Source organism: Dyella sp. 01N36 (genome assembly GCF_056399745.1).
This window is the reverse complement of record NZ_JBFTRY010000093.1, coordinates 1-13,601: the sequence shown is the minus strand read 5'-3', so window position 1 is coordinate 13,601 and position 13,601 is coordinate 1. Positions and strand designations below refer to the sequence as shown.

Genomic DNA, 13,601 nt, shown 5'->3' with positions numbered 1-13,601 from the left:
GTTCTTAGGCAGCTCGAGTACGCTTTGTTCATGCGTGGCATGGGCGCGAAATGCAGACGGGAAGCTGCTTGCCAGCGGATCGTTTTTGGCGGCATCGAGCATGTTCAGCGTCACGGTGCCGATCTCGCGACCGCCGGGCAGGTAGTCGACGCGCCCACCCAGGGCATGCGACATCAGCTGATGGCCGTAGCACACGCCGAACATCGGCAGCTCCAGATCCATGGCATCCCTGATCCAGCCCGCCGTGCGTTCGCTCCATGCGGCACGCTCAGTGACCATCGCGGCGGAACCGGTGATCAGTGCACCGGCCACTTCGCTGGGTGGTGGAAGTTGTTCGCCAGCTTCCACGTCGACCACGCGGATGCGCTCCGGCAACAGCTGTGCACCAAGGCGGAACCAGTGGGGAAAGTCACCGTGACGCGCGCGAATGGGAGCAGGGGCGCGACCGGTGCGGATGATCAGGACAGGCTTCATGCGATACGACGAATACGTTGGGTGAGCGAGCAGCGTCGTCAGACGACGCCATGTTCGATGGGCGGAATCACGGTCAGCACTTCCTTGACGGTGGTGACGCCGCGCGCCACCTGGGCCGCCGCGGAAATGCGCAAGGGACGCATGCCTTCGGCGAGCGCGGCGTGGCCGAAATGACCCAGATCCAGCTGCGATGAAATCAATCCGCGCAGGCGCGAGGACAGCGGCAGCATCTCGTAGATGCCGGTGCGTCCCATGAAGCCTGTATTGCGGCACTCCAGGCAACCGACCGGTTTGTAGACCTTCTCGGGCAGCGGCACGTCCCAGCCGTGCGTGAGCGCCGTCCACTCGTGCGGCTCCTGCTCGGTGGCCTGCTTGCAGTGGGCACACAGCGTGCGCACCAGACGCTGCGCCACCACGCCGGTCAGGGTGGATTGGATCAGGTAATGCGGTACGCCCAGATCAAGCAGACGCGTGATCGCGCTGGGCGCATCGTTGGTATGCAGGGTCGACAGCACGAGGTGACCGGTGAGCGAGGCCTGCACGGCCATCTGCGCCGTTTCCAGGTCGCGGATTTCGCCAACCATGATGATGTCCGGGTCCTGTCGCAGCAGCGTGCGCACGCCAGTGGCAAAGTCCAGGTCGATGGCCGCCTGCACCTGCATCTGGTTGAACTCGGGGCTCACCATTTCGATCGGGTCTTCGACCGTGCAGACGTTCAACTCCGGCGTCGCCAGATGTTTGAGCGTCGAGTAAAGCGTGGTGGTCTTGCCCGAACCGGTAGGACCGGTCACCAGCACGATGCCGTGCGGGCGTTCCACCATCGTTCGCCAGGCCTCGCCCTCTTCGGGCGAAAAGCCCAGCTGCGAGAAATCCTTGGCCACGATGTCCGGATCGAAGATACGCATCACCACCTTTTCGCCGAACGCTGTCGGCATGGTGGAGATACGCAGTTCCACTTCACGTCCTGAAGCAGAGCGTGTCTTGATGCGACCGTCCTGCGGGCGGCGCTTTTCGGCCACATCCATGCGCGAGAGGATCTTGATTCGCGCGGTGACCGCGGTCATCACCGGCGGCGGCAGCTCGAATACCTTGTGCATCACGCCGTCGATGCGAAAACGCATCAGGCCGGCTTCGCGGCGCGGCTCCAAATGGATATCCGAGGCGCGCTGTTCGAACGCGTATTGCAGCAGCCAATCCACGATGTGCACGACGTGGCGATCATCCGCGCCGACTTCGCCGCCCTTGCCCAGCTCCAGCAGCTGTTCGAAGTTGAGGATGGCGGAGGAGTCGTAGCCGGTGGTCTTGGCGTCCTGCGCCAGCTGGATCGAGCGTTGTACGCCGTAGAACTCCAGCAGGTAGCGGTTGATGTCGATCGGGTTGGACACCACGCGCTTCACGTCTCGCCGCAGCATCTGCGAGAGGTCGGCCGCCCATGCATTGTCGAATGGCTCGCAGGTGGCGAAGGTCGCTTCGCCCGGCGCTACCGCCACCGGCAGGATGCGATGGCGTTCGGCGTAGGCGCGGCTGACCACCTGGGTCACCGCGGCCACGTTGATCTTCATCGGATCGATTTTCAGGTACGGCAGCTGGGCGTGGCCGGCGAGCCATTCGGTCAGCGCCTCCAGGCTCAGCGGTCGGCCCGGATCGCGCTGGTTGGGCAGCTTGGCGTTGGCCACCAGCACCAGCGGATGCAATTCCACGGTGGCGCGGCCGCTGCGCGAGCCCATGCGCACCTGCTTGGCGTCTTCGGCGAGCAGATAGCCGTCGACCACCAGCGTGGCGAGCATTTCATCCAGCGCCAGCCGACTGCGGCGGCCGAGCAGGGACACTGTTTGCGGCGAAGCGGCCATGCGGCGATCTCTCCGATAGGCTTTCTGCGCTGGATTCCAGCGGAGAAAGCGGTCCCGGCTATACTAACCCGCTTTATTGAAGCCCACGGAAAGCCATGTCCGCGCGCACCTTCCAAGATGTGATCCAGACCCTTAACCGCTATTGGGCGGCGCAGGGTTGTGTCCTGCTGCAGCCCCTCGACACCGAGGTCGGCGCCGGCACGTTCCACCCGGCCACTTTTTTGCGTTCGCTCGGTCCCGAGCCCTGGGCGGCGGCGTACGTGCAGCCGTCCCGCCGTCCTACTGACGGCCGCTACGGCGAAAACCCGAACCGCCTGCAGCATTACTACCAGTACCAGGTGGTGATGAAGCCAAACCCGGACAACATCCTGGACCTGTACATCGGTTCGCTGAAGGAGCTGGGCCTGGATCCGCTGGTGCACGACCTGCGCTTCGTCGAAGACAACTGGGAATCGCCGACGCTCGGCGCCTGGGGTCTGGGCTGGGAAGTCTGGCTCAATGGCATGGAGGTGACCCAGTTCACCTACTTCCAGCAGGCCGGCGGCCTGGAGTGCCGTCCCGTGACCGGTGAGATCACCTACGGTCTCGAGCGCCTGGCCATGTACCTGCAGAACGTGGACAACGTCTACGACCTGATCTGGACCGACGGCCCGCGCGGCACCGTCACCTATGGCGACGTSTWYCACCAGAACGAAGTGGAGCARWSCACCTACAACTTCGAGCACGCCAACGTGCCCGAATTGCTGCGCTGGTTCGACGTGTGCGAAGGCGAAGCCAACAAGCTGATCGCCGCCAACCTGCCGTTGCCTGCCTACGAGCAGGTGATGAAGGCCAGCCACACCTTTAACCTGCTCGACGCGCGCCGCGCCATCAGCGTCACCGAACGCCAGCGCTACATCCTGCGCGTGCGCACGCTGGCCCGAGCGGTGGCTGAAACCTATGTCGCACAACGCGAAAAGCTCGGGTTTCCCGGCCTGAAGAAGAACGTGAAGGAGCAGGCTGCATGAGCGCCGCCACCAAGCCGCTGTTGATCGAACTGGGCACCGAAGAACTGCCGCCCAAGGCGCTGGATGACTTGTCCGCTGCGTTCCTGCGCGGCATCTGCGACGGACTGGCCAAGCGCGGCGTGGACGCCGGCCTGGACGAAGCGAGGCTGTATGCTTCGCCGCGCCGTTTGGCCGTCTATATCCCGGCCGTGGCGGTCAACCAGCCCGAACAAAATGTTGAACGTCGCGGCCCGGCCGTCAACGCGGCGCTCGATGCCGATGGCCAGCCGAGCAAGGCCTTGCTCGGCTTTGCGCAGTCTTGCGGAGTGACCGTCGAACAGCTGGAAAAGCTCGAGACCGACAAGGGTTCGTGGTTCGTGTTCCGCGCGGTCAAGCCGGGCCAGCCGGTGGCGGCTTTGTTGCCTGAAATCGTCGACGAGGCGCTCAAGGGTTTGCCGATTCCCAAGCCGATGCGCTGGGGCGATCACGACTACACGTTCGTGCGTCCGGTGCACTGGCTGGTGATGTTGCACGGCGCGGACATCGTCGACGGCAGCGTGCTGGGCCTGACCAGCGGCCGCAAGTCGCGTGGTCACCGTTTCATGCATGGGCAGCCGGTGCACGTGTCCGACGCCGATATCTGGCTGGACTCGATGCGCGCGGCCAAGGTGCTGGCCGATCCGGCCGAGCGTCGCCAGAAAGTGCGCGATGAAGTCGCCCGTGCAGCCAAGGAAACCGGTGGCGTGCCGCAGCTCGACGAGGCTCTGCTCAGCGAAATCGCCAATCTCACCGAATGGCCGGTGGCGATTGCGTGCACCTTTGATCGCGAATTTCTTGCGGTGCCGCCCGAAGCGCTGGTCACCACCATGGAGACCAACCAGAAGTTTGTGCCGGTGTTCGACGCCAGCGGCAAGCTCACCGAGCATTTCATCGGTGTCGCCAACATCGAGAGCAAGCAGCCGTCGGAAATCCGCAAGGGCTACGAGCGCGTGATCCGYCCRCGCTTCGCCGACGCCAAGTTCTTCTGGGATGAAGACCTCAAGACGCCGCTGGCCGGCTATCAGGATCAGCTCAAGCAGGTCACCTACCAGCAGGCGCTGGGCAGCCTGTGGGACAAGAGCGTGCGCGTGGCCGAGCTGGCCCGCATCATCGCCGCCCGCGTGGACGTGGATGCCGGCGCCGCGACGCGTGCCGCCTCACTCAGCAAGTGCGACTTGCTCACCCGCATGGTCGGCGAATTCCCCGAGTTGCAGGGCGTGATGGGTCGTTACTACGCGGCGCACCACGGTGAAGCGGCCGACGTGGCCGAGGCGCTGGACAGCTATTACCAGCCGCGCTTCGCCGGGGACGCCATCGCGGCCGGCAAGGTGGGCCAGGTGCTCGCCGTGGCCGATCGCTTCGATACGCTGGCAGGCATTTTCGCCGTGGGCATGAAGCCCAGCGGCAACAAGGATCCGTTCGCCCTGCGTCGTGCAGCGCTCGGTCTTGCGCGTACGCTGGTCGAAGGTGGTCTGGAGCTGGATCTGCGCGGCAGTTTTGTCGAAGCGCTCGAATTGTTGCCGGAAGCAGCGCTCGCCGCTGGCCTCAAGCCGGGCAAGGATGGCAAGGCGCCTACGCTCGACGCCGGCAAGCGCCGTGCCGCGCTGGCTGACGAACTGGTCGAATTCGTGCTCGATCGCCTGCGCGGTTATTACGCCGAGCAGGGCTTTACGAGCGAGCAATTCGAGGCCGTGGCGGCCGTCTCGCCGTCCAGCCTGGTGGATTTCGACCGACGTCTGCGCGCGGTCGGCGAATTCGGTCGCCGTCCGGAGGCCTTGAGCCTGGCCGCGGCGAACAAGCGCGTGGCCAACATCCTGCGCAAGCAGGCCGAGGAAGCAGGCGCTGCACCGGTGGGCACCACGGTCGACCCCGCCCATTTCGAGGCGGAGGCCGAACGCTCGCTGCATGCCGCGCTCGACGCCGCCCGCGCCGACACGCATGCGCCGCTGGAAGCCGGCGACTACGCCGCGGTGCTCACGCGCCTAGCGCAGTTGCAGGCACCGGTGGATGCGTTCTTCGACAGCGTGCTGGTGAACGCGGAAAACCCGGCGGTGCGCGCCAATCGCCTGGCCTTGCTGGGTCAGCTGAAGGCGCAATTCGGCGCCATCGCGGACATTGCCCGCCTCTAGCAACCGGCCATCGCAGCAAAGAAAAACGGCAGCCTCCGGGCTGCCGTTTTTTTATGCCGTCTGCAATCGATGCACTTACGCAGCGACCTGACGGCCGCGCTTCACGCGCTCGTGCAGGCGCTGGTTGAACGAGACCATCGCGGTGGCGTCCACGTCGGTGCCGCCCGGGCCGAGGATTTCATAGAGGTCGGCCAGCATGTCGGCGTTGTCGGCCAGGGTCAGGCGGCTCTCGGCCAGGTCCAGCTCCGACTGCAGGATGCGCAGCGCCGTGTTGAGGCGGTTCGGATCCATGGCCAGGCCGCTGGCATGCAGCGTGTCCGCTGCGGTGCGCAGTTTGGAGCGATGGCGGTTGGCCATCGTTTCCGTATTCGTCTGGTCTTCGCCGGAGGCCATCGCGTCCGTGGTCTGGATGGTCCCTTCGCCGGCCACCAGCCACACCAGGGAAATACCCAGGGTCTTGGCCAGGGTCACGCAGCGTGCGCGCGACGGATCGGTATTGCCATCGCGCCAGCTACGCACGACACCTTCAGAAAAACCGCACATCCGAGCGATCTCGGTGACGCTGCCCACGCGCTGGATCAGCACTTTGATGCGATCGGCAAAGGTGGACGAAGACTCGTTTGTCGAAATTTTTTGCATGTTCATCGCATTTTCCTGGCGGATGGCGACTTGTAAGGGGAGCGTGGCCCGAAATTTAGAAACGTCAGCGTGAAGCAAGCGTTACGAAATCGTTGACACTCGTAAGAAATTTCTCATATGGTCGTAAGTTCTTGGTAGTCGCAGCCCCTGGGGAGCAACTTCTACCGAGACCAAGAACGCAACGGTTGCGAATTGGTAATCAAGAATGCGCCGGGTTGTTCAGCTGGCAGACAGCAAGTTTTGAGGGTGCAACGCCTTTGAAGCCTGCCACTTGCGAGCAAGTCGGCATTTTGGCGTCGGTTGGGGCCGGCGTCTTTACTGGGGAGTAAATATGCAGTTCCGCAAGAAAGTTGACAATAAACTTACGGTGGCCGTCCGCCTGGCTCTTGCCGTAGGTACCTTCGCAGCCATGGCTCCGGCCCTGGCGCAGAACACCAGCGGCCCCGCAGCCAGCGAGAGCGAGGTCAAGAAGCTCGAAACCGTCACCGTCACCGGTACGCGCATTCCGCGCGTCGACGTGGAAACCGCCCAGCCGGTGGTCACGATCGACCGCAAGCAGATCCAGAACCAGGGTTTCACCTCGGTTGCCGACATTCTGCAGAACCTGACCGAAGTCGGTTCGCCGCCGATCAGCCGCGCCAACGCGCTGTCGTCGGGCGAAGACGTGGGTGGCTATTACGTCGACCTGCGCAACCTCGGTGCCAATCGCACGCTGATCCTGATCAACGGAAAGCGCCTGGGCGCCAACACCTCGGGCCTGCAGGATCTGGGTCAGATCCCGGTGTCGGTGATCGACCGCATCGAAGTGCTGAAGGATGGCGGTTCGTCCATCTACGGTTCGGACGCGATTGCCGGCGTGGTCAACGTGATCACGCGCAGCAACTTCACCGGCGCCGAGGCCAATGCCTACGTCGGCCAGTACGACCAGAATGACGGCAAGGGCCAGAGCTACGACTTCACGCTCGGTACCGCCAACGAGCGCGGCTCGATCATGGCCAGCGCGCAGTACCAGAAGGACGATCCGGTCTGGGCAAAGGACCGCGAGTTCAGCGCCTATCCGGCGGGTCCCTTCCACCAGTTCCCGAACGCCAAGGACGGTGTCAACGGCTGGAGCGGCATCACCCAGAACGGTTCGTTCAGCGGCCCCTGCGGCCCGGGCGGCGCCAAGGCCACCTGTACGCTCACGCCGGGTACCGACCCGCGCAATATCGCCAACTACCAGCCGCTGACCACCTCGCGCTACGCCAACTCCAACCAGGAGATGTCGCTGGCCACCGGTCAGGAGCGCACCTCGCTGTTCGTGGCGGGCAAGTACAACCTGCTCGACAACGTCACGTTCAAGACCGACTTCCTCTACAACAAGCGCGAGACCCTGCAGCAGATCGCCGGTTATCCGTACCAGTCGGCCGCCTTCACCAGGCCGATGGCGGCCACCAGCTACTTCAACCCGCTTGGCACCACGCTCAACTTCGCCCGTCGCGGCTGGGAAGTGCCCCGTACGACCAACAGCGAACTGGAAACCTATCGCTGGACGGCTGGCTTCGAGGGCTACTTCGAGCTGGGCGGCCGCAACTGGAACTGGGACGTTGCCGCGATGACCAATCGCAACAACATGCTCAAGACCGGTCACGGCGACTTCAACCTGATCAATGCGGAGGCCGCCGTCGGTCCGTCCTTCATGGGCACGGATGGCAAAGTGCATTGCGGTACCGCCGCCAAGCCGACCGCCGGCTGCGTGGCGTGGAACCCGCTGCTGCCGTATGGCCAGGCTGGCGCCGGCTCGCTGGCGGATCCGGAACTGCAGGCCTTCCTGTTCCCGGAATTCCACGACACCGGCAAGACCACCACGACGGATTACACCGCCAACATCGCCGGTACCTTTGTGGGCCTGCCGGCTGGTGACATCGGTGTCGCCGCCGGCCTTGAGCACCGCCAGGAAGACGGCCGCTTCGTGCCGGACGCGTTCAACCAGGCGGGCCTGAGCTCGGGTCTGGCGGCCACCACGACCGAAGGCAAGTACTCGGTCAACGAGGCTTACCTGGAATTCGACGTGCCGCTGCTGCGTGACGTGGTGATGGCGCGCGAATTGTCGATCGACGTGGCCAGCCGCTACTCCGACTACGACAACTTCGGCACCACCACCAACAGCAAGGCCAGCGTCAAGTGGAAGCCGATCGACGACCTGCTCGTCCGCGGCAGCTGGGCGCAGGGCTTCCGCGCGCCGACCATTTCCGACCTGTACGGCGGTATCGGCAGCAGCTTCGAGTCGTACACCGACCCGTGCGATACCAAGAGCGGTTCGGCCAAGGGCAACCCGGCCGTGGCCGCGCGTTGTACCGGTGGCTTCGGCGGCCAACCGGCCGTGGCAGCGAACTATGTGCAGCTGGGCCAGGCACTCAATCCGTGCAGCACGTATCCGTGCCAGACCAACTACCAGTTCACCACCGGCTCCAACTCGAAGCTGACTCCTGAAACGGCGACCACCCGCACGTTCGGCGTGATCTACAGCCCGCACTACGTCGAAGGCCTCGACGTGTCGCTGGACTGGTACAAGATCGACATCAAGAACGTGATCAGCCAGGACGAAGTGCAGAACATCCTGGACGACTGCTACGTGGCAGGCATCAGCTCGCGTTGCTCGGGCTTCACGCGTGATCCGGCCAACGGCGTCATCACCAACATGTTCTACGGCCTGACCAACAAGGGCTGGCAGAAGACGGCGGGTTACGACTTCGGCGTGAACTACCGCTTCACCATCGACGCGATCGGCCAGTTCGCCACGCACTGGAACACCACCTATGTCGACTACCTGAACATCAAGGCCGACGACAATCCGGACACCACCGTGCAGCCGGAAACCGGCTACGGCGGCAACTTCCGCACGCGTTCCAACCTGTCGCTGGACTTCACGCGTGGCCTGTTCGGCATGACCTGGACGATGCGTTACTACTCCGGCATGACCGAGCGCTGCTCGTACGTCAATCCGGTCGAGTGCAACGACATCGACCACGTCGATCCGTTCAACGGCGCGCAGGCCCAGCGTCACACCGGCTCCACCACCTTCAACGACGTCCAGTTCCGCTGGACCATGCCGTGGAAGGGCACCATCTCGGTCGGTGCGAACAACGTGTTCGACAAGCAGGGCCCCATCATGTACTCGAAGCCGAACAGCGCCTTCGTGTACTACGGTGGCTTTGACATCGGCCGCTTCTATTACCTGAAGTACAGCCAGCGCTTCTGATCTTGATTGAAACCGTGCCGCATCCTGAAAAGGGGCGGCACGGTGTCTTGGGATGCATTTATTCAGGACCACATAACAAAAAACGCAGGACTGTCAGCGCCAATCATTTTTCAATGCCATGGAGGTTATTGTGAAAATCAGGAAAGCGGATTTGATTGCGAAATGGATGTTGTTGCTGGCAGTGGCCTGTATTGGATTACTGCGCGTTAATACAGCTTACGCAGCGGCGCGTGCGAACGAGCCGCCCACGATTATCTGCAATAGCTGCAATTTGGAAGAGCCTTACGCGGGTGGCGCGTCGAATGACGTGCGGACGACGCTGGGCGTGTTGACCTGGGCGGCATCGGTCGGCAACGTCAGATACTTCCCTTGGGGTGGCCCTGGCGCGGCAATTTGCAGGGAATCCGCAGTCGTCGCCAATAGCAGGTGCATCGTGTATTGGTTTAGCGGAGCCACCGGTCTATGGACCGGGTCCGACGATAACTTTCTCACTGACTCGTTCTGCATGTCGCATTTCAACGACGTGAATTGGCCGTATGACAGATGCGTGTTTGATCCGCAGGGTACGGGCGCGCCGCCGCCCGAATCTCAGCCGATCAGGGGGCCGATTTGCATCGTGGGTGGTATCCCGGCCTGCTGATTTCTAATGTGCTCAGGCGTTGACATTGAAGCGCTCTTGGAGCGCTTTTTTTTGCCGCACGGATGCGTGCACCAGCTCGAAACCGGTAAGCGGGCGTAAAGTGCTTTGCAGGGCTGGTTGAAGCCTTTGGTGGGACATACGCAAGCGCATGGAGCCAACTTTTACAAGCCCTTACGTTTGGGCTATCCTCAAGGGCTCCCCCGTGTAGAGTCGAGGCGTGTTGGGCGCCTGTTGGTTCTCGCGCTAAGCCCTGACTATCGATAGAGGTTTTCACATGCGCCGTCTTGTTTGGTCGCTGATGTCGGTCGCTGCTCTGGCTCTTGCCGGTTGTGGCAATTCTTCCCAGTCGTCCGAGGGCGGCGCGCAGGGCGGCGACGCCGCTCAGACGCCGGCTCAGGCCAACCAGATCACCGGCCAGGTGGCCCTGCGTGATGCGGCCACCACCGTGTCGCCTGCCGCGAAGCTCGAGCTGACCCTGATCGACGTGTCCACGCCGGACGCCACCCCGCTGGCCACCAAGACGATCGAGTCGGCCAATACGCTGCCGATCTCGTTCCAGCTGCCGTTCAACCCGGCTGACGTGAACCCGGCCGGCCTGTACGTGCTGAAGGCGACGCTGGTCGATGGCGAGCGTCACTACAACCCGCCGCTGCAGACCCAGGTGCTGACCAAGGGCATGCCGACCCAGGTGAACATCCAGCTCGTGGGCGAGCAGACCCAGGGTGAAAAGGAACTGGCTGCCTTCACCTCCGTGCAGAAGCAGATCGGCGGCATGAAGATCAGCAACGGCACCAAGCTCGAAGACAAGGTCTCGCGCGGCTGGCAGGTGTTCCGTGAAGCGGGCGAAGTGAAGTTCATCCGCGAAGAAGTCGACTACGGCGACAAGGGCTTCACCAGCACCGACTACGCCTACAAGGACGGCAAGCCGTGGGTGGTCGTGCAGCAGAAGAAGTCCAGCAAGGATTCCAAGCCCAGCTCGACCGAGCGCGCGGCATGGGGCCAGGACGGCACGCTGGTGCTCAAGACCAACGACCAGGGCAGCAAGAGCTCGCCGCTGTCCGACGACGAAGCGGCCAGCCTGCAGAAGCAGAGCCAGTCGATCCTGAATCTGGCGACGGGCGGCAAGGGCAAGTAAGTCCCTCGCTGGTTTCGCCGAAAAGAGCCGCCCGCAAGGGCGGTTTTTTTTGGCCGTATGGATGGCCAAATCGGTTTGGATGTGGATGGCGGGGCGAGTTCGACAGCGCGCGGCACCACCGCAAAGCTTTGGTAGGAAGCCTTTCGGACGCGCATAGGTCCGCTCTTGGCACCGCCGCTGCGCGCCCGATCCCCAACAAAAAAGCCGCCCACTTTCGCAGGCGGCTTCTTGGCAGAACCAACGCAACCCTTAGAAGGCGTACTTCATGCCCAGGTTGACGCTGTTGTACTTCTGGCTGTTGTCGCCGAAGCGGCCGCTGTAGCCGACCCAGCCGCTCAGCGCCTGGCTGAACTGGGCGCTCAGGCCGATGTCGCCGGTGCCCCAGGTCTTGTCCGGCGTGAAGCCGACCAGTTCAAACGAGCCGGGCATGCCGTTGAGGCCGGCGGTGACCAGGCGCGGATCAGCCTTGCTGTCGTAGTTGTAGGCCACCTCGGCGTACGGCGACAGCATGGTGTTGCCGGCCTGCCAGTGACCTTCCAGGCGCCAGCCCAGGGTGGAGATCTGCGAGTCGCGCTGCTGGCTGCCGAACCACATGGCGGTGCTGTCGCTGCCGCTCTCGTTGTAGCTGTCGACCTTGACGGTCTGCCACTCGAAGTTGGCGAACGGACCGGTGCGCAGCGTGCCCACGTCGAACCAGTAGCCGCCGTTGATGCCGCCGCCGACATGGTTGCCGTCGGCCTTGGCCGTTTCGCTGCGGAGCATGTTGCCGAGCTGGATCTTGCGCTCGATGTCCGAGAAGTTGTCCTGGCCGAAGTCCACGTAGCCGCCGACGTAGGCGCCTTCCTGGTGCCACATCATGTAACCCAGGCCCGACACGTCCTGCAGCTTGTAGCCGCCGCCGCCGGCGTAGTCGGCGTTGTGCTGGCCGATGTTCAAGGCGATGCCGCCGGACCAGTTGTCGTTGAAGCGCACGTCGACGCCGGTGGTCAGGTTGACGTTGTCGCTGGAGGTGCGCGGCGAACCGCTGCTGGCATCGAAGCGCTGATCGCCGTAGTCCACATTGGCGAACACGCGGGTGTCGCTGCCCTGGCCGTCGGCCAGCATCTGGTTGCGGATCGCGCGGTTCTGGGCCTGGATCGAGGCCAGCGGCGCTTCCGCCAGCAGCGAGGCGTAGCCCGGCGCGCTGAGGATGGAGATCACGTACTGGCCCAGCATCACGTCAGCCGCGGTGGTGGGGTGCACGCCGTCGGCGAACAGATAGGTCTGGTTGGCGCCGGCCGCATAGGTGTAGGGCAGGCCCGAACCGGCCGGGCCGCAGGCGACCGAGCTGGAGCCCACGCCGCAGGCTTCGTTGGTGACATTGGTGAAGCCGTAGGCGCCCGGGTTGGCGATGACTTCGTTGAGCAGGCTGTAGGCGTCGACCGGGACGATGCCCTTGCCCATCTGGGCGAGGCCGGCGCTGAGCGTGCCGTTGAAGATCAGGCTGAGGCCGGTCAGCGACGAGGCGGCGCTGGCGCCCTGCTCGAGCGCAGACGGCGTCAGGCCGATGTTGGGCAGATTGAACACCAGGATGTTCTTGGCCCCGGCCTGCTGCATCTGGCCGATCAGCTTCACTTCCTGTTGCGCGGCGGCAGCCACGGAGGCCTGCGCCTGAGCGGCCGTCTGGAAGCCCGACACGCCCGCGGCGGCGAGCACCTGCTGGGTTACGGCGGCGGTCACTGCCTGGGTGATCTGCGGGGTCAGCGCGGCGATCTGTGCCGCCGGCACGCCGGCGGCCTGCAGCTGGGCAATCTGCAGCTGCACGTTCTGCTGGATCAGCTGCTGCGCGGTGGCGCCGGCACCTGCGGCGGTGGCCGCATAGAAGATGTCGTTGGCGCCGCCCCAGACCGAGTACAACGCCTTGCTGTCAAACTTGCCGGCAGCGAGGTAGGCATTGATCTGGGTGGTGATGGTCGGCACCGCCGACGGCGTGCCCGGCGAATTGGTCAGTACGCCAGCGCCGCCCCAGGCGTAATCGCTGCCGCCCGCCAGCGAGGCGGTGAGGCTGTAGCCGTAATGGCCGGCCACGTTCTGCACCGTCACCGCACCCGGGTTGGTGGTGAATTCCAGCGGCGGCTGGATGGCCGGATTGGTGGCCAGCGAGATATTGCCGGCGTCGCTCAGGCTGTCGCCGAACACCACCACGCTATCGAACTGGGATTTGGCGGCGAACGCCGGAGAACTGATCAGCAACGCGGCGGCAATGGCGCCTGCAATCGTGCGAGTACGGGGCATGTCGGTAACACTCCTTGAACCGGGCGGCTTTGTTATGACTGCGTTACGGTAATGCATGCCCATACGTAAGCGCATGCTGCGCCGCACCGAGAAGGTTGGGGGCTAGTCCAGCCCTCAACGTTGTAGGAGCGCACCCTGTGCGCGACCGGGGCGATAGTTGGCTATCGCTGCGCGGTTCGCGCACAGGGTGCGCT

General features: G+C 63.9%; 9 protein-coding genes. 5 read left to right on the top strand and 4 right to left on the bottom strand.

Going from position 1 to position 13,601, the window contains the following annotated elements:
• Together AC1DMG_RS14250 and tfpB are read right to left on the bottom strand one after the other, a co-directional pair.
• Window positions 1–474, bottom strand: a 474-nt coding sequence (locus tag AC1DMG_RS14250) for a glutamine amidotransferase (protein ID WP_477180669.1), incomplete at its 3' end; no start/stop codon positions are given.
• Window positions 475–512: 38 nt separating this feature from the next.
• Window positions 513–2,324 (bottom strand): type IV pilus assembly ATPase TfpB, encoded by a 1,812-nt coding sequence (gene tfpB, locus AC1DMG_RS14245; RefSeq protein WP_441602701.1) that lies wholly within the window; start codon window positions 2,322–2,324, stop codon window positions 513–515.
• Window positions 2,325–2,419: 95 nt separating this feature from the next.
• On the opposite strand from tfpB, the gene glyQ reads away from it, so the two are divergent.
• Both glyQ and glyS read left to right on the top strand, forming a co-directional pair.
• The gene (gene glyQ / locus AC1DMG_RS14240) at window positions 2,420–3,331 is read left to right on the top strand and encodes a glycine--tRNA ligase subunit alpha (protein ID WP_477180668.1); all 912 of its coding nucleotides are present in this window, start codon (window positions 2,420–2,422) and stop codon (window positions 3,329–3,331) included.
• The gene (glyS, locus tag AC1DMG_RS14235) at window positions 3,328–5,478 is read left to right on the top strand and encodes a glycine--tRNA ligase subunit beta (RefSeq protein ID WP_441602702.1); all 2,151 of its coding nucleotides are present in this window, start codon (window positions 3,328–3,330) and stop codon (window positions 5,476–5,478) included. The genes glyQ and glyS overlap by 4 nt, the downstream gene beginning before the upstream one ends.
• Window positions 5,479–5,553: 75 nt before the next feature.
• On the opposite strand, the gene AC1DMG_RS14230 is transcribed toward glyS, so the two are convergent.
• Window positions 5,554–6,123, bottom strand: a complete 570-nt coding sequence (locus tag AC1DMG_RS14230; RefSeq protein ID WP_441602703.1) for a helix-turn-helix domain-containing protein — start codon at window positions 6,121–6,123, stop codon at window positions 5,554–5,556.
• 325 nt (window positions 6,124–6,448) lie between these two features.
• Here AC1DMG_RS14230 and AC1DMG_RS14225 point away from each other — a divergent pair, with 325 nt between their 5' ends.
• From AC1DMG_RS14225 to AC1DMG_RS14215, 3 genes are all read left to right on the top strand, one after another.
• Entirely contained in the window at window positions 6,449–9,358 is a 2,910-nt protein-coding gene (locus AC1DMG_RS14225; RefSeq protein WP_441602704.1) for a TonB-dependent receptor plug domain-containing protein, read from the top strand.
• Between the two features lie 130 nt (window positions 9,359–9,488).
• Entirely contained in the window at window positions 9,489–9,998 is a 510-nt protein-coding gene (locus tag AC1DMG_RS14220; RefSeq protein WP_441611459.1) for a hypothetical protein, read from the top strand.
• Between the two features lie 274 nt (window positions 9,999–10,272).
• Complete coding sequence (locus AC1DMG_RS14215; protein ID WP_441602706.1) at window positions 10,273–11,133, top strand: DUF1481 domain-containing protein; 861 nt, start codon at window positions 10,273–10,275, stop codon at window positions 11,131–11,133.
• Window positions 11,134–11,382: 249 nt separating this feature from the next.
• On the opposite strand, the gene AC1DMG_RS14210 is transcribed toward AC1DMG_RS14215, so the two are convergent.
• Window positions 11,383–13,407 carry an autotransporter outer membrane beta-barrel domain-containing protein gene (locus tag AC1DMG_RS14210; protein ID WP_441602707.1) on the bottom strand — a complete coding sequence of 675 codons (2,025 nt, stop codon included), beginning with the start codon at window positions 13,405–13,407 and terminating at the stop codon, window positions 11,383–11,385.
• Between the last annotated feature and the right edge of the window lie 194 nt (window positions 13,408–13,601).